The sequence below is a fragment of the Halobacterium sp. CBA1132 genome (assembly GCF_001485535.1).
Lineage (GTDB): Archaea > Halobacteriota > Halobacteria > Halobacteriales > Halobacteriaceae > Halobacterium.
Map to the genome: position 1 here is coordinate 771510 of NZ_BCMZ01000001.1, position 23852 is coordinate 795361.

The window sequence follows — 23852 nt, forward strand, 5'->3', positions numbered from 1 at the left end:
GGTTACTGAACGGGCTTGTTCTCCCGGACGTCGAAGTCCTTCTGTCGACCGATGTTGGCCTCGTCCTGAGGGAACGAGAACGTCGACAGGTCGACGTCCATGTTGAGTTCGTCGACGACGCTCTGGGTCGCCTTCCGAACGCGAGCCATCGCGGCCTTCGTCTCCTGCATCTGGGTCTCGACGTCGTACCCCGGTGACGTGATGGAGTTCACGCTGTCGCCGATTGCGAACGGCGCCATGCCGTCCGGGTACTCGTCGAGGAGGCTCTCCCCTTGGAAGATGCCGCCCCAGTGGTACGGGAGGAACGTCTCCTCCGCGTTCGGTCGCCGAGTGACGCGCGCCTTCACCAACACCGACCCGCGGTTGGTCGTCTCCACGACCACCAGGTCGCCGCCGTCCACGCCGAGGTCCTCGGCCATGTCCGGGTGAATCTCGGCGTACATGTGCGGCTGGAGGTCGGCGGTGAAGATGTTCGACCGCGTCTCCGAGCCACCACCCTGATGCTCGACCTGTCGACCGGTCGTCATGATGGTGTCGATGGCGCCGTCCGAATCCGCGATGCGGTCCATCGCGCGATTCTGGACCTCCGAGTTGTTCTGGTCCAGCCGGTAGATGTTGTGCTGCTGGCCGTTCGCTGGCCACTGCTCGGTCAGCTCGGCCTCCGGACTCTCGATGGGTTCGCGGTGAACCGGCGTCGTGTCGAGGAAGTTCCAGGCGACCGCACGTGCCCGACCGCGCCCCGTCGGCGGGTCCGGCTGCGGGTTGTCGAACTGCCGCCAGAACTCCATGTCGAAGTCGTACTCGTCGCGCTTGTTCAGTTCGCGCGCCGTGTCGAACGCCGAGTGGTCCTCGCTGAGCGCGTACTCGTACGGCAGCGACAGCGTGGACGGATTGTCGAGGTCATCCGGGAACACCGTCGCGAACCCGGGGTACTCCGGAACGCCCTCGAGTTCGCCCGCGTACCAGTCCGGCGAGAACGACGCCCGAAGCATGTTCAGGCCTTCCTCGCCCTCTTGGTCGTAGGTCTCCTGCAGCGGGTACTCCTTGCTGGTGTCCATCGACGCCCACTCGTCGGGCGTCGGCGCCTTCGTCCCCCAGCGGGAACGGAAGTCCTGTCCGCCCTCGCGGGGGTCGACTTCGTCGGTCCAGAGAATCGGCGTGCCCGGGTGTCCGTCACCCCAGCACGGCCACGGAAGACTCCAGTACTCGCCGCTGACCGGGAGTTCGGAGTCGTGGCACTTCGTGTCCTCCTCGGAGAACGCGTAGTCGTACTCTCGGTGTTGCTGGAGCCGCTCGGGGCTCTGCTGGTACCCGATGGTGCGGACGCCGAGGTTGATTTCGCGCAGCGCTTCCTCGTACGTCGACTTCCCGTTGAACAGCTCGGGGCCCGAACCCCAGTCGAAGTGCTCGCCGAAGCCGAGGCGGTCGGCCAGCTCCTGCATGATCTGCAGGTCCGGCTTCGCCTCGTGGCTCGGCGGCCGCACGGGCTCGCTCCACTGCACCGCGCGGTGGGAGTTCGTGACCGAGCGGTAGTGCTCGTACTGGCTGGCGGCCGGCAGCAGGATGACGCCGTCGTCGCGGTCCGGCAGCACGGACGCCAGCGACGGGAACAGGTCCACGACGACGAGGAGGTCGAGCGCCTCCATCGCCTGCCGCATCCGCGGCATCTCCGAGATGGAGTTCGAGGAGTGCCCCCAGAAGAACGCCGCTTTCACGGGGTTCTCTTGGTACAGCGACGATTCGAGCAGCCGGTCTTCCTGGTCGAGTGCGCCCTCGAACCAGCGGGCGACCGTCAGCCCGTTCTGGAACATCAGCGACCGGTCCTCCGCGGAGGCGTCCGGGTCGCCGCCCTGCTTGCCGAACTCCTCGGGCGGCATCGTCTCGAACTTCTCGTAGAGGTCCTGGTAGCTGACGTCCCCCGAGGTCACCGGCGTCTGGTCCCAGACGTCGGCCCAGTACTCCCAGGAACCACGGCTGGAGACGCCGTAGTAACCGGGGAGGATGTGGCTGGCGACACCGAGGTCGGTCGCACCCTGCACGTTCGCGTGGCCACGCATCACCTGCAGGCCGCCGCCCGAGTGGGCGGCGCTCCCGGAGGCGAGGCTCGTCAGCGCGTACGAGCGAATATTCTGCGTGCCGTTGTTGTGCTGGGTGCCACCCATCGCCCACTCGATTTGGACGTTGGGCTTGTTCTCGATGATGAGGTCGCCGAGTTCGCGGACGCGGTCCGCGCTAATCCACGTGATTTCCTCGACGGTCTCGGGGTCGTAGTCGTCGAGTTCGCCGTCGACGTCCGGCCACCCCTGCACGCGGTCCTCCAGCATGTCGTCGTCGAGCTCGCCCTGCTCGCGGAGGTACCGCATGAGCCCCATCATCAGTGCGACGTCCGTCCCGGGACGCAGCCGGTAGAAGTCGTCCGCGTGAGCGGACGTCTTCGTGTACCGGGGGTCCACGGAGACGACCGTGCCGCCGCGGGCCTGCCCCTCGAGGATGTGCTGCATCGCGATGGGGTGGGCTTCCGCGGGGTTCTGCCCGATGATGAGGTTGAGGTCGAAGTTCCGGTAGTCGTTGACCGTGTTCGTCATCGCCCCGTAGCCCCACGTGTTTGCGAGGCCGGAGACGGTCGTGGAGTGGCAAATACGGGCCTGATGGTCGATGTTGTTCGTGCCCATGAACGAGGCGAGCTTCCGCGACGCGTACGCCTCCTCGTTGCAGTGGTGGGCACTCCCGAGGAACATCAGGCTGTCCCGCCCGTACTCGTCCCAGATTCGCTCCAGTTCCTCGGTGATGTGGGAGTACGCTTCGTCCCACGAAATCTTCTTCCACTCGCCGTCTTCCTTCCGCATCGGATGTTTCAGACGTCGCTCGGAGTGTTCGCTGCCGTAGATGGCAGCCCCCTTAGAGCAGAGCGACCCGTTGTTAATCGGGTTCTCCTCCCAGGGCTCCTGCCCGACGAAAGCGTCACCTTCGCGTTCTCCGCGGAAACCACACCCGACCGCGCAGAAGTTACAGATGGTTTTGGTGAGCGTCGAATCGTCGCCGGAGACGTCGGCGCCACCGCTTTCGCCGTCCTGAGCGAGCGTCTGGCCGGTTATCCCGCCACCGAGGGCGATGCCGCCCGCGAGGGCGCTCGCCTTCATGAACGAGCGGCGGTCTAGGTCCAGAGAGACCGGTTGTGTACTCATGGTTTAGAGCCTGTCACCGTGTAACACGATTAATGCGGTGGGAGCCACTTTAGTGTTCCTGCCTAGCGGCAGTATTCTGTCCTCAGAATCCCAGGAAGGAAGCGGGGAATGCCGGTTCTCGGCTGTTGACAGCCGCAACCTCTTTCGGTGGGCGCACGTAACGGAGAGTGAATGAACGTCGGGGCGTTCGTCTGTGGCTGCGGTGGTACGGTCGACCTCGACCTCGAAGGCGTCCGCGAGGGCGTCCGCGACGTCGACGTCGTGGCCAGCGGGTCGCGTCTCTGTACGGAGGGACTCCCGAAGGTCCGGCACGTCGTCGAGGAGTACGACCTCGACCACCTGATAGTCACGGCCGAAAGCGACAGTTGCAAGCAGCGGTACCGGACGGTGCTCGACGACGCGGGCCTCCATCCGGAGGCGATCTCGTTCGTCAACCACCGCGAGCGCGGCGCGTGGGTCCACGACGAGACCGACGCGACCGACCTCGTCGCACGGAAGATAAACGGCGCGTACGCCGGCCTCCGAGAGGAGGCGCAGCCGCGGTCGGTCTCCCGTGAGGCCGGCGACGACGTCGTGGTCGTCGGCGACCCCGAGGCCGCCGAGGCGCTCTCCGACTCCGCGGACGTCACGCTGCTGGCGGACGGACGGGACTTCGCGGACGCCGACTACGACCTCCGCGACGTCACCCTCGCTCGCGGCCGCGTCACGGACGTCGACGGCGTCTACGGCGAGTTCGAGATTCAGGTGCAGGCCGGCGTCACTGAGGACTGCATCGACTGCATGGAGTGCGTCGAGCAGGGGCCCGACGAGTACGTCACGAGCAAGCCCGTGGACGTGCTGCCGGGCGCGCCGAACGGCGACTGGGTGGACTGCTGTCCGACCGACGCCATCCACCCCGAGGAGCGCACCATCGAAGCGGACCAAGTCGTCTACCCGGACGCGTCGCGGTCGACTCGCGGCGGCCGCATGGGGTTCTACACGGGCCCCGTCGACGCCGCCACCGTCGCGGCCGTCCAAGACCTCATCGGCGGCATCGAGAAGCCCCAGTTCCTCGACGTGGAGATGGACGTCTGCGCTGCGGGTGGGTCCAGCCAGCAGGGCTGTACGGCGTGTTCGGACGCCTGCCCGCACGGCGCCGTCTCCCGCCCCACCATCGACAGCGTGGAGTTCGACGAGGTGGCGTGCGAGGGCTGTGGCGCGTGTACGAGCGCGTGCCCGACCGGCGCGGTGCGCGCCCGCGAACCGTCCAACGAGCGCATCTCCCGGGAGGTCGAGTCGATGCTCGCCGAGACCGACGACTCCGGCCTGCTCTCCGGCTCGGACGGCATCGACACCGGCGTCGTCGCGTTCGTCTGCGACGAGCGCGCCGCCCGCACGCTCGACGACTTCGGGCGTCGCGCCCGCCAGCAGGACGGCATCGAGTACCCGCCGCTGCTCCCCGTGGAAGTGCCGTGCGCGGACACCGTCGGCGAAGCGCACGTCCTGCACGCGCTCGCCGCGGGCGCGGACGGCGTCGCTATCGTCGGTTGCGGCGGCGACTGCCTGCACTCCGGCCCGGACCCGAAAGCCGAACTCGTCGAGCGCATGAACCGGGCGACCGAGGACCTCGGCCTCGGCAAGCGCACCGCGTTCTTCGCGCCCGAACCCGGCGAACCCGAGGCGTTCGTCGAGGACATCAGCCGCTTCGTCGAACTCGGTCTCGACCCGTCGCCGGTCCCCACGGGCCACGAGGCCGAGGGCGTCGCGGACCCGACCAGCGAGAACCCCGAGTTCAACACCCACGACTGGGGCTTGGAGAGCGTGCGCGCCATCGTCCCGCACGTCGAGCCCCGGGACGTGATTCGCGGGCTGGAGTCGTTCGGCCGCGTGGAAGTCAACGAGGACTGCACGTTCACGCCGACGTGCTCGAACCTCTGCCCGACGGACGCGCTCCGCCGGGAGGAAGCCGGCCTGGAGTTCGACCACGAGCGCTGCGTGAACTGCGGGCTCTGCGAGGAGGGCTGCATGGAGGACGCCATCCGCGTGGACGGCGGCCTCGAACTCGGCCTGCTCCCGGAGAACAACGACGGCGACGCGTGGACGGCCGTCGCCGACGGCGAGATGCGGGAGTGTCGCCGCTGCGGCAAGCCGTTCACCAGTGAGGCGTCCGCCCAGAAGATCAGCGACGAAGTCGGGGACGTCGTCTCGGGCATCGCGCCCGACGCCGACGGCGACGTCTTCGAGTACTGCAGTGACTGCCGCGCGAAACTCGTCTACGACAGATAACCATGAGCTTGGACCAGCAGGCACTCTACGACGCGCGACTCGAACTCGTCGACTATCTCGTCGACGCATTCTACGACACCCCCGACGAGGCGTTCGTCGAACGCCTCCTCGACGGCGGCCTCGACACGCCCGCCGACTCCATTAACGACGACCTCGACCAGGGGTTCGAGTACCTCCACGAGTTCGTCGCCGAGAACGAGGACCGCGACGTCGAGGCGGTCACCGACGAACTCGCCAAGGAGTTCACGCGGGTGTTCGTCGGCCCGCGGCCGCCGGTCCAGCCCCACGAGACGTACTACCGCGAGGACACGGACTTCCTCTCGTCGGGGCTGGCGGAGGTCGACGCCAGTTACAGCGCCGCGGGCTGGAACGTTCCCGAGTCGATCAGCGAAGAAGCAGACTACGTGGGCGTGGAACTACTGTTCCTCCGGAACCTGTTGCGCCGCCAGCAGGCCGGCGAGGAGGAGGCGGTCGGCTTCGAGCGCGTGTTCCTCGACGAGCACTTCTCGACGTGGCTGGACGCGCTCCTCGACGACGTCATTGACGCGACGGACGAACCGTTCTACCTCGCGGCAGTCTACGTACTCCGCGGGTTCGTGTCGTTCGAACGAAATCTCGTCGAGTAACAGTTACTCGTCGCTGTCGCCGGATTCTTTCTCGCCGTCGTTGATTTCGCCGGGCGCGATGGCGTGGTCTGTCACGTCCTCGCCTTTGTACTGCATCGCGCGGCCCTGCGGTTTCCAGCCGGACTCTTTGTGTGCCATGCTATGTCGTAGCGGCGGGAGCGTAGAAAACGTTGTGGTCGCTTACTCCGTCGGCGGCGCGTTCGGCGGGCGCTCCTCGTTGTCGTAGTTGTCGAGGAACACCGTCGCGAACAGGTCGGTGTGCATCGACAGCACGGCCGCGGGCTCGGTGCCCGCCTCCTCGGCTTGCTGTTCGAGGAACGCCGCGAGTTCGTCGGTCGGCTCGTACGTAATCGTCTTCCCGTCGACGTCGAAGTCGACGTCCTGCTCGCCGGAGACGAGATGTTCGACCTCCAGCAGCGCCTGCTCGACTTTCGTCTCCAAGGCGTCTTCGCGGTCGGACATCCGCTTGTCCGCCCACTCGTCGGCGGCCGCAATCAGGCGCTCGCTCGCTTCGAACTGCATCAGAAGCTCAACCCCTCGCCCTCGAAGGCGACCTGCCACGTCGTCACTTCCTCACAGACGGGACACTCGCGGGCCGTCGCGTTCGTCTCGCAGCCCGGCATCCGCGTCATGTTCTCGCACTGCGAGCATTCGTACATCATTGCGGCGGGAACGACTCGGGAGCGGGCTCGCTCTCGCCGGCTTCGTCGTAGACGTAGACGACCGCTGCGGCGAATCCGAGCAGGACGAGCAGCCCGAGCGCCCCGCCGACGAACGTCTGCCCGACGTACGGACCGGTGACGCCGGAGTACGCCTCCGCGAGGTTCACGACTTCGATGCCGGTGACGATGGTCCACAGCAGCACCAGCAGCGCCGCGACGGGCAGCCACCCGGTCTGGTCGATTGCGTCTCTGAGGCTCATGCTCGTTGGGACGGGCTCTCGCGTAAAAAATCATTCCCCCGCGGAAGTCGCTCTGTCGCCTTCACTCGAGGAGTTCCCAGCCGGCGCTCTCGGCGGCGTCGGCGAGGTCGACGAACTCCCAGCCGGCCTCCTCGGCAATCCACTGCTCGCCGTCGGTGCCGACAACGACCATCCGCTCGGAGTAGAACATCGAGTGCTCGTCGATGGCCGCGAGCCGCTCGGCGGGGCCGTCCCCGGAGCCGTTGAAGAAGTCGATGTCGAGTTGGTGCTCGCGCAGGAACGAGTTGATGGCGTGAGCGGGCACGTCCCCGACGAGGCCGACCCAGTCGGACCACTCGTTGGTCTCCGCGAGCGCGACGCGCGGGTCGTCGAGGCGCTGGACGGCCTCGTACGTGTACGCGGTCGCCATCTTGTCGACACCGCCGCCGTGGGGGCCGTTCGCCTCGGGCGCTTCGACGCGCTCCTCGGCAGGACCGGCGCCGCCCCCGGCGCCCCCGTGGTCTTTGGGGATGCCCGCGGGGCTGTCCGACGACTCGTAGGGGACGTGCGGGATGCGGTCGCCCTGCGAATCTCCCGCCTGCTCGGTGGCGTCGTCGGTGCCGGAGTCCGGAGTCGTCCCAGTGCTGTCGGCGCCCGCCGCCTCACCGACGTCGCCGTCGATGTCGGCGGACCCGTCGTTGCGCCACAGCCAGTCCCCGTCGTTGCCGTCCGCTTCGTCGGTCTCCACCTCGACGTCGTCTAAGTCGATTCGTTCAGTCACTGTGTAACCTCCGTCAGTTCGAGTCGTTCGAGCGTTTTCTCGGTCGGGACGCCCTCGCTGTCCCAACCGCGGGCGTCGTAGTATGCCGCCAGCATCGCGTCGAAGCGCTCCCGGTCGACGGCCGCACCCTCTTGTGGGCCGTCCGGCAGCGGCACGGTCATCGCCTCCGGGAGCGCGTCGTCGTCGCTGTCGTGGCCCTCGCGGACGTTGAACAGGCGGGTGAGATTCCACGCGCGCTCGCCGAGGTCCGCCAGCGACTCCGCGCTCGCGTCCACGCCGACAGCGCGCAGCCAGCGTGCGCCCTGCTCGGGCGCCGCTTCGCCCGCGAAGTCGTCGGCCACCAGACACCAGCGCGCGCTGCGGGCGTTCTGCTCGTCGACGACCGCTCGCACGCGGTCTGCGTCACTCCACGACTCCGCGGCGACCGCCGCGTCCTCGATTGGGCGGGCGCGTCGGTGGCACGCCCCGCGGTCGCTGGTCGCGTACGCCAGCGCCATCGCGGGCGCCGCCCGCGGGTCGTACGTCGGGAGTTCCATCGCCTTCACCGCGGGAATCAGCTGGTCGAAGCCGAGTCGGTCGGCCGCCGCGACGACGCCGTCCGCGAGCGCGTCCCCGAGGTCGGTCTCCCGGGTGGCGACCTCCCGGATGAGGCGGCGCGCGCCCTCCGGGTCGCCGAAGTCGACGGTCCTGTCGAGGGCGCCGCGCTCGCTGGCGCGCGCGGCGAACGCGACCGCGCTCCCGGCGCTGATGACGTCCACGCCGAGGCGGTCGCAGAGCCCGCTGAGTTCCGCGACGGCGTCGAAGTCGCTGATTCCGAGGCCGGCGCCCAGCGTGATGGAGGCCGCGCCCCGGGGCACGGTCTCGCTGTCGCCGTCGGGCACGCGAAAACCACCTGGTACGGCGTCGTCGGGCCGCTCCCGGCCGACGCTCGCTTCGCGGACGGCTTCGATGCCGACGTCGTCGGCGCCGTCGAACGTCCCGGACTGCCAGCCGCGGGTCGGCAGCGCGCCGACCTCGTCCGCGAAGTCGACGGATTCGAGGGTTTCGCTGGCGGCCTGCCAGCGGCCGACCTCGGCGTCCGCGAACTCGTCGCTGGCGGCTTTCAGTTCCGGTGGCGTCTCCGGCGGGTCGTCGCGCGCGACGACGGCTTTCAGGCCTTTCGCGCCCATCACGGTGCCCGCGCCGCCGCGCCCGGCGTGGTGGTCGCCGCCGTCGGTCGCGACCGTCGCGAACCGCACGCCGTGCTCGCCAGCGGGGCCGACGCACGCGACCGCCGAATCGGGGTACTCCGCTGCGGTCTCTGGGGCGTCGAGGCCCGCGAGTTCGGGCGCGTCCTCGATGTGGGCGGTGCCGTCTTCGACGACGAGCACGCCCGGTTCGTCGCGCTCGCCCTCGATTAGCACGAGCAGGCAATCGTCGAGGCTGCCCGCGAGCCGCGCGGCGAAGTCGCCGCCGGCGTACGAGTCGAGGAAGGCGTCTGTGAGCGGGGACTTCGTCACGACCGCGAATCGCGGTTCGCCGGGCGCGCGCCCGGTCAGCGGTCCGACCGCGAACGCCAACAAGTTCTCGGGGCCGAGCGGGTCGACGCCCGCCTCGGTGTCCGCGAGCAGGTAGCGCGCGGCCAGCCCCTTCCCGCCGACGTAGCGCTGTCGCCACTCCGGCGGAATCTCCTCGCGCGACACGGTCCCCGCGCCGAGTCGCACGCGCAACACGTGGTCCCCAACCATGCCCGAACGCAACGGTTGCGCGGGGTTAAGCGTTGTCGCTCCGGAGCCTTCAAGCGACTGTGGCGCCGACGCCCGGTCGTGCGCTCAGCAGTCGTGCTCGCGGGCGGCCGCTCGACCCGCTACGGCGACGGCGACAAGGCGCTGGCGGACCTCGCCGGCGTCCCGATGCTGCGCCGGGTCGCCGACCGCCTCGCCGACGTCACCGACGAACTAGTCGTGAACTGCCGGGACGACCAGCGCGGCCCGCACCGCGACGCCCTCGACGGCTATCCGAACCCCGTGAAGGTCGCGGAAGACCCCGAACCCGACGAGGGACCGATGGCGGGCATCGCCGCGGGCCTCCGGGAAGCCAGCGGCGAGTACGCGCTCGTCGTCGCCTGCGACATGCCGTTCGTCGACCCGGCCGTCGTCGACCTCCTCTTCGACCGCGCGGACGGCCACGACGCCGCCGTGCCCGAGATGGACGACGGCTGGTACCAGACGACGCAAGCAGTCTACCGCGCCGACGCGATGGCCGCGGCCTGCGCGGCCGCCCTCGACCGCGGCGACCGCAAGATTCTCGCGCCGCTGGACTCGCTGGACTGGGTCGCCGTGCCCGAGAGCGACGTGGCTGGGGCTGGCGACCTCGAATCCTTCCAGAACCTCAACACGCGCGAGGCGGTCGAGGACGCGGCCGAGCGGTTCGCGCCGCAGTAGTTCAGACGTCCGCGCTCGCCGCGCCTCGCGGAGCCGCCTCGGTCCTGCGATTCGCTCTCGTGCCTCAGAGAATGCTCCCGGCGGCGACGAACCCGAGGACGGAGCAGACCGCGACGCCGACGGCTCCGAGGAAGGCGACGAGGTCGCGGTTCGTCTCGGGCGCGAGCGCGAGCGCGCCGCCGAGCAACACGACGCCACCGACCGCGGGAATCGCCGCGAGCTGAACGCCGGCGGCGCCGTGTAACGCGGCGAGCGCGAGCAGCCCGATTGCGAGGACGACACTCAGCGCGCTGCCGGTGTACCGTGCGACGGTTGCGACTGCCATACCGGATTTTGGCAGGCGGTTGTCAAAACCGTTCCGACGAGCGCGACGAGACTGGCTGCCCCACTCGCCGGCCACCCGTCAGACGACGGTCTTCACCGGCTCGTCGGCTTTCAGCGACGTGACGACGACGCGGGGCACGTCCGCGCGGTCGTGGACGCCCTCCGCGATTTCCGTGGCGGTCTGGACGAGCGCAGCGTCGTCGGCCATGTTCACGAGCGGAACGACGGTCGCGCCCTCGGGAACGTCTTTCATTCCGCCGTCGGGGTGCGCGAGCACGCTCGCGACATCCTCGGGGCGAATCTCGTCGCCGACCGCGAGGTCCGTGATGGCGGCGACGCGCTCGGGGCGGTGGGCGACGGCCTCCGAGAGCGGTTCGCCGACCGACCGCACGCTCGCAATCGGCACCACGACGTCCGCGCAGTCCGGAATCTGCGGTTCGTGTTCGCCGGGCGCTTTCAGCCGGCGGGTGCGCGCGCCGTCGGCTTTCACGAGGACGGCGTTCGCGCCGGCGTCGGCGACGCTCGCGATTTGGTCCGTGTCGTAGCCGCGGTAGCGGTCCTCGTACTCGCGCTCGGGCACTACGCCGAGCGGCCAGTCGGCTGTCTCCCGGACGGCGGCGGCCGGGTCGTCCGTGACGACGACGCGGGAGACGTGTTCGTCGAAAATCGGGATGCGGACGGTCGCGGTGACGACCGCTCGCTGTACTCGGTCCGCGAGCGCGTACAACAGCGACTTCTTCCCGCCCGCACCGACCGCACAGACGACTCCCTCGGCGTCGACGGCGTCAACGAGGTCCATTCAGTTCGCGAGCAGCAGGTGGTCGTCGTCGAGTTCCGTCACGACGTCCTGCACGTAGCGGTTCTCCCACTTGCGGCGAGCGCGAAGCTCGCGGTCGCCGCGCTGCGTGACGTCGTACTCGTTGGTGCGCTCGTCGCGCTGCCCCTTCTCGATGAGCCCCTTCTCGACGAGCGTGTCGAGGTTCGGGTAGAGGCGGCCGTGGTTGATGTCGGACTCGTAGTACTGTTCGAGCTCCGCTTTGATGTCGAGGCCGTTGGGGTCGTCGAGACCCGCGGTGACGGCGAGGAGGTCGCGCTGGAAGCCGGTGAGGTCGTCCATGGTTCTGGTCGCATCGTGGGCCGGTGTCGTATTAAGCTCGGTGGCCACGGACGAGCGGCGAAACCGCCGTGAGACGCCGACTCAGGCTTCGACGCGCGGCGGCGTGAGGAGGTCCGAGTCCGCGAGCGCGGCGCACGCGCCGGTGATGGTGAGCAGGCGCTCGGCGGTGAAGAAGTTCGGTTCGTGGGCTTCGGCGTCGATGATGCCGACCACGTCGCCGTCCGCGAGGATGGGACAGCAGAACTCGCTCTGGACGCTGTCGTCGCACTCGTAGTACGGGCCGTCGTAGTCGTCGACGTCCTCGACGAGCACGGCTTCGCCCGTGCGGCCGACCGTCGAGTTGTTCGAGCGCTCGGCGAACGCCTCAGTGAGCGGGAACTCCGCGCGGGAGTGCTCGCCGACGTAGGCTTCCTTGACGAGGACTTCCTCGCCGTCGGGGTCGGTGGCGCGGCGGTAGACGCCGAGCCAGTCGGGGTTGGTCTCCTCGGCGAGTCGGCGGACCGTCTCGTCGAGCGCGACGAGTCGCGCCGTGTTGGGGTGGTCGCGCAGTCGCTCGGGGTCGTACTCCAGCCCGCAGATGGGCGCGAGGTTGTACGGCTCGTCGGCGAGGCCCACACCGCAGGAGCCGTCCGGCCCGAGTTCGGGGACGGGGTAGACGTAGCGGTCTTCGACGGTGTCGGCGTCGACGGTGGCGTGCGGCGGGCGCGCGACGAGCGCCGTGCCGCGCTGGGCGGCGTTGGTCGCGCGGTCGGCGTACTCCGGGAGGCCCACGGCCCGGAGGTAGGACTCGTGGTTCATACTGTGTCGTTCGTCGCGCGGACGTATATGGCCGTTCACTCCGGCAGGGCGCCGGCGTCGAGCGCGCGCTCTCCGCGCTCGGTGAGGCGGTAGACGACCTCTCCGGAGACGGCTTCGACGAGTTCGCGCTCGGCGAGCGCCTCGAAGCGTGCTTCGACGTACGGCGTGTGCATCCCGATGCGGTTCGCGACGATTGCGGGGTACTCGGCGCTGTGTCCCGAGAGGAACGTCAGGATGGCGACGTCTGCTGGGCGACTCCACGCTGGTCGGCCCGGCGCTGCCTCGTGCATACCTCTCTATGGGGTGTGCTACCACATAACAGTATCGTCGGTTTCGCTCACGTCGTGACGACGGTGACCGCGCCGTCGAACTCCAGGATGATACGCTGGGTGACGTCCCCGAAGATGGCTTTCCCCGCGGGGGAGCGTTTGCGTCCCGCGAGGAAGATGTGGTCGGCGTCTCGCTCGTCGGCCAGCGCCAGCACCTCGTCGCCCTTCTCGCCGAGGCGGCCGACCGGCTCGTAGTCGACGGCTACGTCGTCGAGTACGTCCCGGCCGACGTCGTTCGCGAACTTCTCGGCGCCGTCGAGCGCGTCGTCGACGGTGTAGTTGACATCGAGGCTCGGGACGCTCATCATCGACTCGCGTCGCTCGGCGTACTCGGCGTCGGTGGTCACGTGCGTCAACAGCAGTTCCGCGCCGACGCCCGCGGCGAGTTCCCCGGCTTCTTCGACGAGGGCTTTCGCGGAGTCGGAGGCTTCGACGACGGCGATTGCTCGGTCCATACTCCACCGCCGTCGGCGCCCCACCTTAAATGCCGTGGGCCACACCGGGGTTGGCACGTGGCAGCCGAACGCATTTATACGAGGGATGGAACGGTCCGAGTATGAGCCTCCGCGAGGTGGTCGCGACGGTCCGGGGGCGCGAGAAGACGCTCACGGTGTACACCGAACCGGGGACGAGCGTCGTCCCCGAACTCCGTGAGTACTTCGCGTCCCAGAACGTCGTCATCGAGGACGCCGACGCCGGGAGCGACCCCGAACACGCCGTGCTGTCCGACGACGGCGAGTTCCTCACGGCGGTCGGCATCGACGCGCTCCGCGCGCTGACCGACGGGAGCCCGCGGTCAGTCGGCGAGGACGCCGCCTACGGCCGCCTGCTCTCCCACCTCGACCGCACCACGTTCACGTCGTACAGCCACCGGCAGATGCTGCAGGCCTCCCGCGAAATCGAGGACCGCGCGTGGCGGACCGGCGAGGGACGGCTGTACGCGGGCTTCCAGCGGCTGTCGAACTTCGCCGGCGAACGCTCCGTCTACGAACGCCTCGCCGGCACCGACCTCGACGTCCACATCTACGGGCTGCCCGACGACACCACCGACATCCCCGACGGGGTGACCTTCCACGGCAGCGCGATTCCCGACGTCGCGTCGCTGTGGTTCGTCGTCTTCGACGGCGGCGACGACCCGCGGCAGGCGTGCGCGCTCCTCGCGGAGGAGCGCGCGGACGACGAGTTCTACGGCTTCTGGACGTACGACAGCAGCCTCGTCGACGACGCGCTGGACGCGCTCGGGAGCGCCCGCCCGTCTCCCTGACCGGCGGGTAACGCTTTCCCGCTGGCGCGCGAACGCCCGGCTATGCGAGTGTTCGACGCTGCACGACTCGTCGACGGGCGCAGCGACGACGCCGTCGACGACGCCCGACTCGTCGTCGATGACGACGGCACGATTGCCGCAGTCGGCCCCCGCGAGTCCGTGGACGCGCCGCCAGACACCGAGCACGTCGAGTTCCCGGACCGGACTATCGTCCCCGGGTTCGTCGACGCCCACGTCCACCTCCAGGGCGCGCGCTCGATGGACGTCGCCGACTGGACGACCACACCTGACTCGCTGGCGGCCGCCCGAGCCACCGCGGACCTGCGGAAGCTCGCGGGCGCGGGGTTCACGAGCGTCCGCGACCTCGGCAGCACGGTCGGTCTCGGCCTCCGCGAAGCCGTCACTGACGGCGAAATCGCGGGGCCACGCGTGTTCACCAGCGGGCGCGCCATCTCCCAGACCGGCGGCCACGGCGACATCCACGACCTCCCCCACGAGTGGGTCGCCGACGGTACGCCGCTGTCCACGCTCGCGGACGGCGCCGACGAGTGCCGGCGGGAAGCCCGCAAGCGCGTTCGGGACGGCGTCGACTGCCTGAAAATCATGACCACGGGCGGCGTGTTGAGCGAGCGCGACGCCCCGGACCGCCGGCAGTTCACGGACGACGAGATTGCGGCGATGACCCGAGAGGCCGACCGCGCGGGCGTCGATGTCGCCGCCCACGCGCAGGGCGCTGCGGGCATCGAGGCCGCGCTCCGGAACGGCGCGACGACTGTCGAGCACGGCTTCTATCTGGACGACGACGGCGTGAGCCTCCTGAAAGAGTGCGGCGGCACGTTCGTCCCGACGCTCTCGATCATGCACCGTATCACCGAGCGCGGCGCCGACCACGGCGTCCCCGAGTGGGCGCTGGAGAAGGCACGCGACGCCCGCGACGCACACGTCAAAGCCGTCCAGCGGGCGTACGACGCCAACGCCGCCATCGCCGCTGGCACGGACTTCATGGGTCCCGAGTTGGTCCCGCACGGCGAGAACGCGCTGGAGATGGAACTGCTCGTGGACGAAATCGGGTTCTCGGAGATGGACGCCATCCGAGCGGGGACGCGGGTCGCGGCGCGCACGCTCCCGCGGGACGACCTCGGGACGCTGACACAGGGCGCTCGCGCTGACTTCGCGGTCCTCCGAGACGACCCGCTGGCGGACATCTCGGCGGTGCGGCGCGTCGAGGAGACGTACGTGGACGGCCGGCGCGTGAACGTTTGACCTACTCGTACTGGCGGGAGCGCACCGCGGTCACGAGTGCGACGAGCAGGACGACGAGCGCGTAGCTCACGACGACGACGCCGGTCGTGCGGTCGAACGTCTCCGCGACCCCGAACGCGAGCGTGAGCAGGCCGAACACGGCCAGCGCCAGTCCGAGCAGTCGAGCGAGCGCGACGGGGTCGTCGGCGGCCTCGGGGTCGTAGAGCGGAATGTCGTCCATCGACTCACGGCGGCGCAGCGCCAGCCCCGCGGCGACGAGCGCCACTCCGAGCGCGCCGTACAGCACGCCGGCGACCAGTCCCATACGTGGTAGTTCCGGAGTGCGGGCTTAATGCTTACTGCTGTTACACGACCGCACCACGAACGTTTACTCGGTGGCGGCGGTAGCCCGCCCCATGTGGGACCTCACGCACGAACTCGGCTCCGGGCTGCCGTACCCCGGCGACCCGCCCGCGTCAGTCACGTCGCACGCCACCGTCGACGCGGACGGCTACCGGGTCGCCGACATCGCGTGCTCGACGCACTCCGGGACGCACGTCGACGCGCCCGCGCACCTGCTCGCCGACGGCCGGACGCTCGGCGCGTACGACGTCGAGACGTTCGCCTTCGACGCCCGCGTCGCCGATTGCTCGGCGTTCGGCCCGCGAGAGCCGATTCCCGCCGACTGCGTTCCCGACACGGACGCCGACCTCGTCGTCTTCCGCACGGACCACAGCCAGCACTGGGGCAACCAGCGGTACTTCGACCACCCCTACCTGACGGCGGGCGCCGCGTCGCGCTGCGCGGACCTCGGCTGTCACGTCGCTGTGGACGCGCCGAGCGTCGACCCGTCGCCGTCCGAACGCGCGACCAGCGAGGAGCCGAGCGGCTATCCGGCCCACCACGCGCTGCTGGGCGACGACCGACTGATTCTGGAGAACGTGACGAACCTCGACGCGCTCCCGCGACGGTGCACGATTCGCGCGTACCCGCTCCCCGTGGACGCCGACGGCGCGCCCGTGCGAGCGGTCGCGGACGACTAAGCCTGCTCGGCGGTGCCGCGGTCCCGGACGAACCCGGACTTGAACGCGATCCACCCGAGCACGCTGATGAACAGAATCGGCGGGAGGATGACGAACCCCCACAGCGGATTCAACCCCCACACGAGCAACAGGAGCACGTCTGCGATGCCGAGCAGGAGGAACGGGGTGATGGCGAGGAGCGCGTCCCGTCGGCTCCCGCCGGCGTCGTCGGCCTCAGTCGGTATCGGCGCGTCCATAGCTGGGGGTTCGCGAGCAGTGACCAAAAGCCCACGCTTTGCGCGCTCGCGGCTCGCGACGCACGAGGCTCGTTCGCGACCTATCACGTTCCGTAACTCGGTTCGCTCCCGCGGTCGCTGTGAGCGCCGACAATCCGCCGCGTTCGCCCGGCCCAGCGCGGTAGTTCGCTGACTAGTTCGTTTCGTCCGCCGTTCGGCTGTAGTTTGTAACGGGTTCGGCGCGTACAACTCGTCCCAATCCTCTTCGGTGAGACGCTCTTGGCGCCGGACACACGATGTCTCAGTTCGACTCTGACCACCGCGGAGCCCGCGGCACGCCGGTCGGTGCAGAGGCGGCGGGGACGGAGGGGTTCGTCGGCCGGAACAGTCTCCCGATAAAAGTGGCGGCGTTCTACGCCCTCGTACTGGCAACCGCCATCCTCGCTCGGCGGGTCGTCAGCGGCCCGAACGTCGAGATACTGCTCTCGATTGCCATCTGGTTCACCGTCATCTTCGCCGCCTGTAGCGCGCTGCTCGGCGGCGTCGTCAAACTGGTCGGCGCCGTCCAGCAGCGCCGCCACGACTACGAGTGACCGGCCGGCTTTTAGGCGCGAGCGCCGTCAGTTCGCGTATGCCCGACTACGTCTCCGAGGAGACCGTCGAGACGGTGACCGGGACGGTCGCCCGCGCCGGGGGGACGCGCCGACACGAACTCCGCCTGCCCGCGGACGCGGCGCCCGACTTCCCCGCGGGCGAGGTCGTCCGCGTCGTCCTCGACGGCGACGAGTACCACGTCCAACTCCGCCACAGCGCCGACGGCGCGCCCGTGATTCGCGGCGCGTACGACACGCCGTCGCTCGCCCGCGACCCCGGCAGCGCCACCAACCACCTCGCCGCGTGGCTGGACGACGGCCCGCTCGAAGACGGTCGGTCCGTCCACGTCGACGTCGTCGAATCCGGATTCAAGTACGGCGTTCGCGTCCCTGGTGAGTCTGCGCGGTACGCAGCGACCGAACCGCCGGATTCGAGCCTCTCGGCCATCGCCGAGTCCCTCGACGAGTAGTCACTCCAAGTCGCGGAACACCACGCGGTAGTCCCGCGGGTCGAAGCCGTCCGCGATGTCGTCGGCCCGGTCGCGGAGTTCGCGGACGCGCTCGGCGTCTGCGTCGCCCGTCGCATGCCGCTCGCTGGCCTCGTGGAGCGCTTCGACGGCCGCGACGTACGCCGACAGCGAGAGCAAGCGCTCGACGACAGCGACGAGGTCGTCCCCCGACACCGGCTTCCTGACGTACGCGTCGTAGCCGCGCCCGACGACGTTCTCGTCGGGTTCGTTCGCCGTCACCATCGCCACCCGGCAGTCGTAGCCGGCGTCCCGAATCGCCGCCAGCACGTCATCGCCGGACATGTCCGGCATCTCCCTGTCGAGGAGTACGACGTCGACGTCGGCCGAGAGCGCGTCCAGCGCCGCTTCGCCGCCGTGGGCGGTCCGGACGTCGTATCTGTCGCCGAGTCGGTCCTCGTAGAGGCCGAGGTACTCCTGTAAGTCGTCGACGGCGAGCACGGTCGCTTCGTCACGCCCCCTACTCATGACTAGTCGTACTGACACCGGGCCCGGGGTGGTGTAAGTGTTGTCCTACTCACTATCGCAATCGGTGACCTCGAACCGGGCGCCGCGCTCGGCGTCGTCACCCGGCGGGACGGCGTCGATAGTCCATCCGTGGGCGTCCGCGATGCTCTCGACGATTGCGAGGCCGAATCCCGTCCCGTCGTCGGTGGACGTGAACCCGCGCTCGAACACGTCGTCGTGGCTGCCGTCCGGAAGTCCGGGGCCGTCGTCCACGACCGCGAAGCCGTCCTCGCACGACGTCACCGTGACTTCGACGGCATTCTCTGTGCTATTCGCTTCGTCTGTCGAGCCATGCTCGACGGCATCCCGATGAGCGTGTGAATCGGGGCCTGTGGAGCCATGCTCCACAGCGTTCCGGAACAGGTTCTCGAAGAGCTCTTGGAGCCGCGACGGGTCCGCCGCCACGACGAGGTCGGTGTCGACGGTCATCGTCGCGTCCGCCGTGTCGACGCACCCCCAGGCGTCGGTCGCGACGTCCGCCAACTCGACGGGCTCGGTTTCGTCGACGAGTCGGCCGTGCCGGGCGAGTTCCAGCACGTCCTCGACGAGCGCTTCCATGCGGTCGAGGGCGTCGGCGGCGCGGTCGAGGTGGGCGTCGTCGCCGGTGTCGGTCGCGAGGTCCAGACTCCCGCGCGCGACGTTTATCGGGCTGCGGAGGTCGTGGCTGACGACGCTCGCGAACTCATCTAAGCGCTCGTTCTGCCGTTCGAGGTCGCGCTCGCGGGCCTTCCGCTCGGTGATGTCCCGGATGGACGCAAGCACCGCGACGTCGTCCTCGTAGTCGATGCTCGTCGCGCTGAACTCGCAGAAGCGCACGTCGCCGTCGGGCTGCTGGATGCGGCTCTCGAAGGTCTGGTGGCGGCCCGGCGACGCCGTCAGTTCGGCGACGACGCGTTCGAGTTTCACACGGTCCTCGGGGTGGAACAGTTCGTCGGCGTCGACCGCGAGCAACTCTTCGTGGGAGCGTCCGAACAGCGCCGACGCGCGCTCGTTGGCGAACGACAGTTCGCCGTCCGCGTACGTGACGACGGCGTCGTGACTCTGCTCGACGAGCGTCCGGTACTTCCGCTCGCTCTCCCGGAGCGCGTCCGCCGAGCGGAGGCGCCGCAGCGTCGCGGAGACGTGCGCCATCAGGAGTTCGACGAGTTCGGCGTCCGCCCGCGAGAACGCGCCGCGCTCCCGGGAGCCCGCTTGGAACACGCCGACGTCGTCGATGGGGACGCTCAGCACGGAGACGTACTCTGGGTTCGCGGGTTCGGCGTCCTCGTGGGCGGTGACATCGTCGACGACCATCGTGGAGTTCTCCTGGTAGGTCCGCCCGGCGATGCCGGCGTCGGCGGGGAGGCGCTGGGAGTCCCCGGACTCCAGCCCCGTCGAGGTGGCTTTCGGCACGAGGTAGCCGTCTTCGACGACGTCGATGCCGCAGATGTCGAACTCGAGGATGTTCTCGGCGGCGTCGATGGCGAGGTGGTAGATGCTGGTGGCGTCGTCGCAGCCCACCATCGCCGCGGCGATGCTGTGGAGTTTCTCGAACTGCCGTCGTTCGGTCCGCAGGGAGTCGCGCAGTTGGTCGCGCTGGCGGACGGCGTCGAGGCGTGTGATTGCTTGGGCGACGACGCTTCCGACGACGGCGAGCTGTTCGCGCTCGGCGTCGGTGTCGGCGCGCTCGTCGGGTCCGAACGATAGCGTCCCGTAGTGGTCGTCGTCGTCCGCGACGGGGACTGCGGCGGCGTGGGCGTCGTCGTAGGGGACCCACGTCACCGCGCGCTCGTCGACGGCCGGTGCTGCTACGTCGTCGTCGAGTCGCTGGGGCGCGCCGTGGGCGTTGTCGGACCCTGTGGGCGTCGGGCCGCTTGCAGCGCTCCGGAACGTCGGCGTGACTGCCTCCGGTTCCGGCGGTTCGACGGACGGCTGGCTCGCCGTCACGCTCTCGCCGTCGGTGGTACAGACGCAGGCGAAGTCGTAGCCGGCGTCGACGACGGCGTCGCAGACGTCGGCTCGGAGCGCGGGCACGGTGTCGGCTCGCTGGACCGCTCGCGTCACCGCGCCGACGAGTGGCCGGTCTGCGCTCATCTGGTCAGTCGCTGCCCGCGTTCCGGTCGGGGACATCGCGGAACGCGACGCGGAAGTCGTCGAAGCCGAAACTCTCGACGGTGTCGTCGATTCGGTTGCGGAGTTCTCGGATTTGGGCGACGACCTCCTGGTAGGAGTCGTCGAGTTCGAGGTCGCCGTCCTCCGCTTCGGATTCGAGCAGTGCGCGCTTCGACGCCAAGGCGTACAGTTCCTGCAGGCGGTCGTCGTAGGTCGAACGGTCGAGGAGAGTGTCGACCACGTCGTTGAGGTCGTCCTGGTCGACGGGCTTGAGGAGGTACTTGTCGAAGCCGAGTTCGACGACGTCCGTGTCCGGCCGGACGCCCGTGACCATCGCGACGCGGCAGTCGTACTCCGCGCGGCGGATGCGGTCGAGGACATCCTCGCCGGACAGCCCCGGCATCCGTCGGTCCAGTAGTACGACGTCGACGCCGCTGCTGAGTTCGTCGAGGGCGGCTTCGCCGGTGGTCGCAGTCTCGACGGCGTATCGCTCGGAGAGCCACTCGGAGTACACGTCAGTGAGCGCTTCGTCGTCGTCGACTACGAGTACGCGAGCCCCTTGTTCCGTCATGCCTGAGCGAGTCTGTCCTGTATCGAGAGTGACCTGTGTTAAAGGTTTCTCACGCGATGTGTTGCCCGTCGAAACAGCCCGACGACGCCGGTCGTGGTACTGACTACCACCGTAACAGTTTTCAGTATCTACCTTACCCTCCGGTTACCGCGATAGAATCCTTAGGACAGCCCAAAAGTCGGCTATTCTCGCTTCTTCTCGCCTATACGGGCGCTTACGTGTGTGTCAAGGATGCGCAAAACCGCGAAAGATTTAAGTACTTATCGCTCCTACTAATGAGTACGACAAGTCGGGAGGCGACCCGCGCCCTCCACCCGACGTTTCCACCATCATGAGTGACACCACAATCCGAACGTACTCCAGTGACCGACAGCAGAACGAGACCGAATCCGAGTCCGAGGTAGAGTCCGCAGACGAGACGCTGAGCTGCCCCGAGTGTGGCGGCCGCGTTGTCAACGACGAGGAACACGGCGAAACCGTCTGTGTCGAGTGTGGCCTCGTCGTCGAGGACGAGAGTATCGACCGCGGCCCCGAGTGGCGCGCGTTCAACTCCACCGAGAAAGACCAGAAGAGCCGCGTCGGCGCGCCGACGACGAACATGATGCACGACAAGGGGCTGTCGACGAACATCGGCTGGCAGGACAAAGACGCCTACGGCAACTCCCTGTCCAGCAATCAGCGTCAGAAGATGCAGCGCCTCCGCAAGTGGAACGAGCGCTTCCGCACGCGCAACAGCAAGGAGCGAAACCTGAAGCAGGCGCTCGGTGAAATCGAGCGGATGGCCTCCGCGCTCGGCCTCCCGAAGGAGGTCCGCGAGACGGCCTCCGTCATCTACCGCCGCGCCCTCAGCGAGGATTTGCTCCCGGGCCGCTCCATTGAGGGCGTCGCCACGAGCTCCCTGTACGCCGCCGCCCGCCAGATGCAGACGCCGCGGTCCATCGACGAGGTGGCGAACGTCAGCCGCATCGACGCGATGGAGTTCAAGCGCACGTACCGCTACATCGTCCGCGAACTCGGCCTCGAAGTCGCGCCCGCCGACCCCGCGAGCTACGTCCCCCGGTTCGCGTCCGAACTCGACCTCCCGGACGAGGTCGAGCGCCGCGCTCGCGAACTCCTCGACAACGCCAAGGAGGACGGCGTCACGAGCGGGAAGTCCCCCGTCGGCCTCGCCGCTGCGGCCATCTACGCGTCCAGCCTGCTCACCAACCACAAGGTGACCCAGAGCGAGGTCAGCGACGTCACGGACGTCAGCGAAGTCACCATCCGGAACCGCTACCAGGAGCTGCTCGAAGCCACGGAAGTCGCCGCGTAACGCGGCCGACTGCGGTCACTGGTGGTGGTCCGACGACGCTTTTTCACGTTTTCACGGCGCGCAGCGGTAGCTACTCCTCGACTCGTTCGCCCGCTCGAACCGCGGTGTCGAGGCGGTTCTCGGCCGGCGGGAGCGCGCACGCGAACTGGTCGGCGTACGCGCAGAAGGGACTGTACGCGAGATTGAAGTCCACGACCACGTCGTCGCCCTGTTCGGCGTCGGCGGCGTCGACGTCGAGGTAGCGGCCGCGGTTGTAGGTCTCGTCGCCGTTCGTCTCGTCGGCGAACGGCACGAACAGCGAGTCCTCGCCCTCCACGCGGAACGCTTCGAGGGTGCGGTGGTCGCCGTCGAGCGTGAATCCGAGGACGCCGACACGCTCGTACTCAGCGGGCGGCCCCTGCGTCGTCTCCAAGGGGACCTGCTCGGGAGTCTGTGCGCGGCCGAACCGGGCGACGACGCGGTAGTCGGGGTCGGGCTCGAAGTACGCCAGCCCGTCGAAGTCCTCGCGTTCGCCCACCGGAATCGGGGACTGGGGGTGTTCCGCGAAGAACTCGTCTTTCTCGGCGCGGTGCTCGCGGACGCGCTCGCGCCACGCCGCCTCGTCGAAATCCGGCTCGTCGGCACTCATAGCTGGCCGTGGTCGCGGGAGCGCCGTAACCCTGGCGGCTCGTCTGGGTGACGAATCCCTTTTGTCTCCCGGCCGCCTCATGTCGCGTATGAACATTCTCGACGGGGGCGAGGGCGGCGGCCAGTTGGTCCGCACGGCTCTCGCGCTGTCCGCGGTCACAGGCGAACCGTTCCGGATGCGACACGTCCGGCGCGCTCGCGCGAACCCGGGATTGCAGGCCCAGCACTGCGCGGCAATCGAGGCAGTCGCGGCGGTCTGCAACGCCGAGACGGGGGGCGTCGAAGTTGGCTCGGAGTCGTTCACGTTCGAGCCGGGCGAGGACCTCGACGAGGACCTCGACGAGGCCGAGCAGGACGTCCGCGGCGGCAGCGTCTCCGTGGAAGTCGGCACCGCGGGCAGCGTCCCGCTGGTGTTCGACGCGCTGCTCCCGGTCGCCGTCGCGCTGGACGAATCGTTCACCGCGCGACTTGAGGGCGGTACGGACGCGAAGTGGGCGCCGCCGTTCGACTACTTCCGCCACGTCAAGCTCCCCGTTCTGCAGGCGCACGGCCTCGAAGCCGACGTCGACCTCGAACGACGCGGGTTCTACCCGCGCGGCGGCGGGAAGGCGACACTCACTATCGAGCCGTCGACGCTCGACGCGCTCGACGTTACGGAACGCGGCGAGCGCGAGTCCTTGACGGCGTACTCCGTCGCCGAGGAGTCCGAGAGCGACGACGACGTGGCCGAGCGGCAGGCCGAGCCAGCGCCCGACGCGGCGGACGTCGAGACCGAGTACGTCGAAGCTGACTGCTCGGGGTCGGCGTTCGTGCTCGCGGCCGAGTACGAGAACTCCAGCGCGGGCTTCGCCGAACTCGGCGAGATGGGCAAGGAGCCGGAAGCTGTCGGCGAGGACGCCGTCGAGCGCTTCGAGGAGTTCGAGGACGGCGACGCCGCCGTCGACGAGTACTTCGCCGACCAACTGCTCCCGTTCGTGGCGCTGGCGGGCGGCGAGGTTCGCGCGCCCGAACTCACCTCGCACGTCGAGACCTGCATCGACCTCCTCGGGGAGTTCGGCTACGACGTCGACGTCGAGGACGACGGCGACACGGTCCTGCTGTCGGCGTAACT

At 69.0% G+C, this 23852-nt stretch carries 29 protein-coding genes; 10 read left to right on the top strand and 19 right to left on the bottom strand.

The features are described from left to right. Window positions 1–2: 2 nt before the first annotated feature. Window positions 3–3185 carry a molybdopterin oxidoreductase family protein gene (locus AVZ66_RS04015; protein ID WP_058982053.1) on the bottom strand — a complete coding sequence of 1061 codons (3183 nt, stop codon included), beginning with the start codon at window positions 3183–3185 and terminating at the stop codon, window positions 3–5. A 171-nt stretch (window positions 3186–3356) separates the two neighbouring features. Between AVZ66_RS04015 and AVZ66_RS04020 the strand changes: the two genes are divergently transcribed. Then, window positions 3357–5450: a hydrogenase iron-sulfur subunit gene (locus AVZ66_RS04020; RefSeq protein WP_058982055.1), complete on the top strand. Its 2094-nt coding sequence runs from the start codon at window positions 3357–3359 to the stop codon at window positions 5448–5450. Window positions 5451–5452: 2 nt separating this feature from the next. Continuing rightward, window positions 5453–6076 carry a molecular chaperone gene (locus AVZ66_RS04025; protein WP_058982057.1) on the top strand — a complete coding sequence of 208 codons (624 nt, stop codon included), beginning with the start codon at window positions 5453–5455 and terminating at the stop codon, window positions 6074–6076. A 3-nt stretch (window positions 6077–6079) separates the two neighbouring features. Here AVZ66_RS04025 and AVZ66_RS17025 read toward each other — a convergent pair whose 3' ends face one another. The 6 genes from AVZ66_RS17025 to AVZ66_RS04045 all read right to left on the bottom strand — a co-directional run bounded on the left by AVZ66_RS17025 (window position 6080) and on the right by AVZ66_RS04045 (window position 9485). Next, window positions 6080–6214 (bottom strand): hypothetical protein, encoded by a 135-nt coding sequence (locus tag AVZ66_RS17025; RefSeq protein ID WP_269432458.1) that lies wholly within the window; start codon window positions 6212–6214, stop codon window positions 6080–6082. A 42-nt stretch (window positions 6215–6256) separates the two neighbouring features. Next, on the bottom strand, window positions 6257–6598 hold the full coding sequence (locus AVZ66_RS04030) for a hypothetical protein (protein ID WP_058982058.1): 342 nt from the start codon (window positions 6596–6598) through the stop codon (window positions 6257–6259). Further along, window positions 6598–6738 (bottom strand): hypothetical protein, encoded by a 141-nt coding sequence (locus AVZ66_RS16125; RefSeq protein WP_157575593.1) that lies wholly within the window; start codon window positions 6736–6738, stop codon window positions 6598–6600. Before AVZ66_RS16125 ends, AVZ66_RS04030 begins: the two co-directional genes overlap by 1 nt. Beyond that, window positions 6735–6998 carry a hypothetical protein gene (locus tag AVZ66_RS04035; protein ID WP_058982060.1) on the bottom strand — a complete coding sequence of 88 codons (264 nt, stop codon included), beginning with the start codon at window positions 6996–6998 and terminating at the stop codon, window positions 6735–6737. The genes AVZ66_RS16125 and AVZ66_RS04035 overlap by 4 nt, the downstream gene beginning before the upstream one ends. A gap of 61 nt (window positions 6999–7059) precedes the next feature. Next, window positions 7060–7758: a hypothetical protein gene (locus AVZ66_RS04040; protein ID WP_058982062.1), complete on the bottom strand. Its 699-nt coding sequence runs from the start codon at window positions 7756–7758 to the stop codon at window positions 7060–7062. Continuing rightward, window positions 7755–9485, bottom strand: a complete 1731-nt coding sequence (locus tag AVZ66_RS04045) for an aldehyde ferredoxin oxidoreductase family protein (protein WP_058982063.1) — start codon at window positions 9483–9485, stop codon at window positions 7755–7757. Before AVZ66_RS04045 ends, AVZ66_RS04040 begins: the two co-directional genes overlap by 4 nt. 78 nt (window positions 9486–9563) lie before the next feature. On the opposite strand from AVZ66_RS04045, the gene AVZ66_RS04050 reads away from it, so the two are divergent. After that, complete coding sequence (locus AVZ66_RS04050) at window positions 9564–10181, top strand: molybdenum cofactor guanylyltransferase (RefSeq protein WP_058982064.1); 618 nt, start codon at window positions 9564–9566, stop codon at window positions 10179–10181. A 64-nt stretch (window positions 10182–10245) separates the two neighbouring features. Here the strand turns inward: AVZ66_RS04050 and AVZ66_RS04055 are convergent, their stop codons facing one another. The 6 genes from AVZ66_RS04055 to AVZ66_RS04080 form a co-directional block, all read right to left on the bottom strand. Further along, window positions 10246–10506: a hypothetical protein gene (locus AVZ66_RS04055; RefSeq protein WP_058982065.1), complete on the bottom strand. Its 261-nt coding sequence runs from the start codon at window positions 10504–10506 to the stop codon at window positions 10246–10248. Between the two features lie 78 nt (window positions 10507–10584). Further along, window positions 10585–11304: a selenium cofactor biosynthesis protein YqeC gene (yqeC, locus tag AVZ66_RS04060; RefSeq protein ID WP_058982067.1), complete on the bottom strand. Its 720-nt coding sequence runs from the start codon at window positions 11302–11304 to the stop codon at window positions 10585–10587. Then, complete coding sequence (locus AVZ66_RS04065) at window positions 11305–11622, bottom strand: helix-turn-helix transcriptional regulator (protein WP_058982069.1); 318 nt, start codon at window positions 11620–11622, stop codon at window positions 11305–11307. It lies immediately after the preceding gene. A gap of 81 nt (window positions 11623–11703) precedes the next feature. Then, window positions 11704–12420, bottom strand: a complete 717-nt coding sequence (locus tag AVZ66_RS04070; protein WP_058982072.1) for a GAF domain-containing protein — start codon at window positions 12418–12420, stop codon at window positions 11704–11706. A 35-nt stretch (window positions 12421–12455) separates the two neighbouring features. Continuing rightward, on the bottom strand, window positions 12456–12710 hold the full coding sequence (locus tag AVZ66_RS04075) for a hypothetical protein (RefSeq protein ID WP_058982074.1): 255 nt from the start codon (window positions 12708–12710) through the stop codon (window positions 12456–12458). Window positions 12711–12757: 47 nt separating this feature from the next. Next, complete coding sequence (locus AVZ66_RS04080) at window positions 12758–13204, bottom strand: universal stress protein (RefSeq protein ID WP_058982075.1); 447 nt, start codon at window positions 13202–13204, stop codon at window positions 12758–12760. A 101-nt stretch (window positions 13205–13305) separates the two neighbouring features. On the opposite strand from AVZ66_RS04080, the gene AVZ66_RS04085 reads away from it, so the two are divergent. Then, window positions 13306–14013 carry a DICT sensory domain-containing protein gene (locus AVZ66_RS04085; protein ID WP_058982077.1) on the top strand — a complete coding sequence of 236 codons (708 nt, stop codon included), beginning with the start codon at window positions 13306–13308 and terminating at the stop codon, window positions 14011–14013. Between the two features lie 42 nt (window positions 14014–14055). Continuing rightward, the gene (locus tag AVZ66_RS04090; RefSeq protein WP_058982079.1) at window positions 14056–15276 is read left to right on the top strand and encodes an amidohydrolase family protein; all 1221 of its coding nucleotides are present in this window, start codon (window positions 14056–14058) and stop codon (window positions 15274–15276) included. Window position 15277: 1 nt separating this feature from the next. On the opposite strand, the gene AVZ66_RS04095 is transcribed toward AVZ66_RS04090, so the two are convergent. Then, window positions 15278–15580 (bottom strand): hypothetical protein, encoded by a 303-nt coding sequence (locus tag AVZ66_RS04095; protein WP_058982080.1) that lies wholly within the window; start codon window positions 15578–15580, stop codon window positions 15278–15280. A 91-nt stretch (window positions 15581–15671) separates the two neighbouring features. On the opposite strand from AVZ66_RS04095, the gene AVZ66_RS04100 reads away from it, so the two are divergent. Beyond that, a complete protein-coding gene (locus AVZ66_RS04100; RefSeq protein WP_058982082.1) occupies window positions 15672–16298 on the top strand; it encodes a cyclase family protein in 627 nt (208 codons plus the stop codon). Here AVZ66_RS04100 and AVZ66_RS04105 read toward each other — a convergent pair. After that, entirely contained in the window at window positions 16295–16534 is a 240-nt protein-coding gene (locus tag AVZ66_RS04105) for a hypothetical protein (RefSeq protein WP_058982084.1), read from the bottom strand. The genes AVZ66_RS04100 and AVZ66_RS04105 overlap by 4 nt on opposite strands. A gap of 275 nt (window positions 16535–16809) precedes the next feature. On the opposite strand from AVZ66_RS04105, the gene AVZ66_RS04110 reads away from it, so the two are divergent. Continuing rightward, window positions 16810–17106, top strand: a complete 297-nt coding sequence (locus tag AVZ66_RS04110; protein ID WP_058982086.1) for a hypothetical protein — start codon at window positions 16810–16812, stop codon at window positions 17104–17106. Between the two features lie 38 nt (window positions 17107–17144). Beyond that, the gene (locus tag AVZ66_RS04115; RefSeq protein ID WP_058982087.1) at window positions 17145–17576 is read left to right on the top strand and encodes a hypothetical protein; all 432 of its coding nucleotides are present in this window, start codon (window positions 17145–17147) and stop codon (window positions 17574–17576) included. Here AVZ66_RS04115 and AVZ66_RS04120 read toward each other — a convergent pair whose 3' ends face one another. Genes AVZ66_RS04120 through AVZ66_RS04130 form a run of 3 tightly spaced genes read right to left on the bottom strand, consistent with a single transcriptional unit; the run spans window position 17577 to window position 20802 of the window. After that, on the bottom strand, window positions 17577–18101 hold the full coding sequence (locus AVZ66_RS04120; protein ID WP_082678765.1) for a response regulator: 525 nt from the start codon (window positions 18099–18101) through the stop codon (window positions 17577–17579). It abuts the gene before it with no gap. 45 nt (window positions 18102–18146) lie between these two features. After that, window positions 18147–20213 carry a PAS domain S-box protein gene (locus tag AVZ66_RS04125; RefSeq protein ID WP_058984632.1) on the bottom strand — a complete coding sequence of 689 codons (2067 nt, stop codon included), beginning with the start codon at window positions 20211–20213 and terminating at the stop codon, window positions 18147–18149. A 4-nt stretch (window positions 20214–20217) separates the two neighbouring features. Then, window positions 20218–20802: a HalX domain-containing protein gene (locus AVZ66_RS04130; protein WP_058982092.1), complete on the bottom strand. Its 585-nt coding sequence runs from the start codon at window positions 20800–20802 to the stop codon at window positions 20218–20220. A 331-nt stretch (window positions 20803–21133) separates the two neighbouring features. On the opposite strand from AVZ66_RS04130, the gene AVZ66_RS04135 reads away from it, so the two are divergent. After that, entirely contained in the window at window positions 21134–22114 is a 981-nt protein-coding gene (locus tag AVZ66_RS04135; protein ID WP_058982094.1) for a transcription initiation factor IIB family protein, read from the top strand. Window positions 22115–22184: 70 nt separating this feature from the next. Here the strand turns inward: AVZ66_RS04135 and AVZ66_RS04140 are convergent, their stop codons facing one another. After that, on the bottom strand, window positions 22185–22742 hold the full coding sequence (locus tag AVZ66_RS04140) for a DUF1684 domain-containing protein (RefSeq protein ID WP_058982097.1): 558 nt from the start codon (window positions 22740–22742) through the stop codon (window positions 22185–22187). A gap of 88 nt (window positions 22743–22830) precedes the next feature. On the opposite strand from AVZ66_RS04140, the gene rtcA reads away from it, so the two are divergent. Further along, window positions 22831–23850 carry an RNA 3'-terminal phosphate cyclase gene (rtcA, locus tag AVZ66_RS04145; RefSeq protein ID WP_058982099.1) on the top strand — a complete coding sequence of 340 codons (1020 nt, stop codon included), beginning with the start codon at window positions 22831–22833 and terminating at the stop codon, window positions 23848–23850. Window positions 23851–23852: the final 2 nt, after the last annotated feature.

What these genes read in the sequence shown, in the direction of transcription:
- AVZ66_RS04055 (WP_058982065.1), bottom strand. Translation starts at nt 10,506, where the DNA reads ATGGCAGTCGCAACCGTCGCACGGTACACCGGCAGCGCGCTGAGTGTC.
- AVZ66_RS17025 (WP_269432458.1), bottom strand. Translation starts at nt 6,214, where the DNA reads ATGGCACACAAAGAGTCCGGCTGGAAACCGCAGGGCCGCGCGATGCAG.
- AVZ66_RS04085 (WP_058982077.1), top strand. Translation starts at nt 13,306, where the DNA reads ATGAGCCTCCGCGAGGTGGTCGCGACGGTCCGGGGGCGCGAGAAGACG.
- AVZ66_RS04025 (WP_058982057.1), top strand. Translation starts at nt 5,453, where the DNA reads ATGAGCTTGGACCAGCAGGCACTCTACGACGCGCGACTCGAACTCGTC.
- rtcA (WP_058982099.1), top strand. Translation starts at nt 22,831, where the DNA reads ATGAACATTCTCGACGGGGGCGAGGGCGGCGGCCAGTTGGTCCGCACG.
- AVZ66_RS16125 (WP_157575593.1), bottom strand. Translation starts at nt 6,738, where the DNA reads ATGATGTACGAATGCTCGCAGTGCGAGAACATGACGCGGATGCCGGGC.
- AVZ66_RS04115 (WP_058982087.1), top strand. Translation starts at nt 17,145, where the DNA reads ATGCCCGACTACGTCTCCGAGGAGACCGTCGAGACGGTGACCGGGACG.
- AVZ66_RS04035 (WP_058982060.1), bottom strand. Translation starts at nt 6,998, where the DNA reads ATGAGCCTCAGAGACGCAATCGACCAGACCGGGTGGCTGCCCGTCGCG.
- AVZ66_RS04090 (WP_058982079.1), top strand. Translation starts at nt 14,056, where the DNA reads ATGCGAGTGTTCGACGCTGCACGACTCGTCGACGGGCGCAGCGACGAC.
- AVZ66_RS04045 (WP_058982063.1), bottom strand. Translation starts at nt 9,485, where the DNA reads ATGGTTGGGGACCACGTGTTGCGCGTGCGACTCGGCGCGGGGACCGTG.
- AVZ66_RS04015 (WP_058982053.1), bottom strand. Translation starts at nt 3,185, where the DNA reads ATGAGTACACAACCGGTCTCTCTGGACCTAGACCGCCGCTCGTTCATG.
- AVZ66_RS04140 (WP_058982097.1), bottom strand. Translation starts at nt 22,742, where the DNA reads ATGAGTGCCGACGAGCCGGATTTCGACGAGGCGGCGTGGCGCGAGCGC.
- AVZ66_RS04020 (WP_058982055.1), top strand. Translation starts at nt 3,357, where the DNA reads ATGAACGTCGGGGCGTTCGTCTGTGGCTGCGGTGGTACGGTCGACCTC.
- AVZ66_RS04105 (WP_058982084.1), bottom strand. Translation starts at nt 16,534, where the DNA reads ATGGACGCGCCGATACCGACTGAGGCCGACGACGCCGGCGGGAGCCGA.
- AVZ66_RS04095 (WP_058982080.1), bottom strand. Translation starts at nt 15,580, where the DNA reads ATGGGACTGGTCGCCGGCGTGCTGTACGGCGCGCTCGGAGTGGCGCTC.
- AVZ66_RS04075 (WP_058982074.1), bottom strand. Translation starts at nt 12,710, where the DNA reads ATGCACGAGGCAGCGCCGGGCCGACCAGCGTGGAGTCGCCCAGCAGAC.
- AVZ66_RS04080 (WP_058982075.1), bottom strand. Translation starts at nt 13,204, where the DNA reads ATGGACCGAGCAATCGCCGTCGTCGAAGCCTCCGACTCCGCGAAAGCC.
- AVZ66_RS04130 (WP_058982092.1), bottom strand. Translation starts at nt 20,802, where the DNA reads ATGACGGAACAAGGGGCTCGCGTACTCGTAGTCGACGACGACGAAGCG.
- AVZ66_RS04135 (WP_058982094.1), top strand. Translation starts at nt 21,134, where the DNA reads ATGAGTGACACCACAATCCGAACGTACTCCAGTGACCGACAGCAGAAC.
- AVZ66_RS04110 (WP_058982086.1), top strand. Translation starts at nt 16,810, where the DNA reads ATGTCTCAGTTCGACTCTGACCACCGCGGAGCCCGCGGCACGCCGGTC.
- AVZ66_RS04125 (WP_058984632.1), bottom strand. Translation starts at nt 20,213, where the DNA reads ATGAGCGCAGACCGGCCACTCGTCGGCGCGGTGACGCGAGCGGTCCAG.
- AVZ66_RS04120 (WP_082678765.1), bottom strand. Translation starts at nt 18,101, where the DNA reads ATGAGTAGGGGGCGTGACGAAGCGACCGTGCTCGCCGTCGACGACTTA.
- yqeC (WP_058982067.1), bottom strand. Translation starts at nt 11,304, where the DNA reads ATGGACCTCGTTGACGCCGTCGACGCCGAGGGAGTCGTCTGTGCGGTC.
- AVZ66_RS04070 (WP_058982072.1), bottom strand. Translation starts at nt 12,420, where the DNA reads ATGAACCACGAGTCCTACCTCCGGGCCGTGGGCCTCCCGGAGTACGCC.
- AVZ66_RS04030 (WP_058982058.1), bottom strand. Translation starts at nt 6,598, where the DNA reads ATGCAGTTCGAAGCGAGCGAGCGCCTGATTGCGGCCGCCGACGAGTGG.
- AVZ66_RS04100 (WP_058982082.1), top strand. Translation starts at nt 15,672, where the DNA reads ATGTGGGACCTCACGCACGAACTCGGCTCCGGGCTGCCGTACCCCGGC.
- AVZ66_RS04065 (WP_058982069.1), bottom strand. Translation starts at nt 11,622, where the DNA reads ATGGACGACCTCACCGGCTTCCAGCGCGACCTCCTCGCCGTCACCGCG.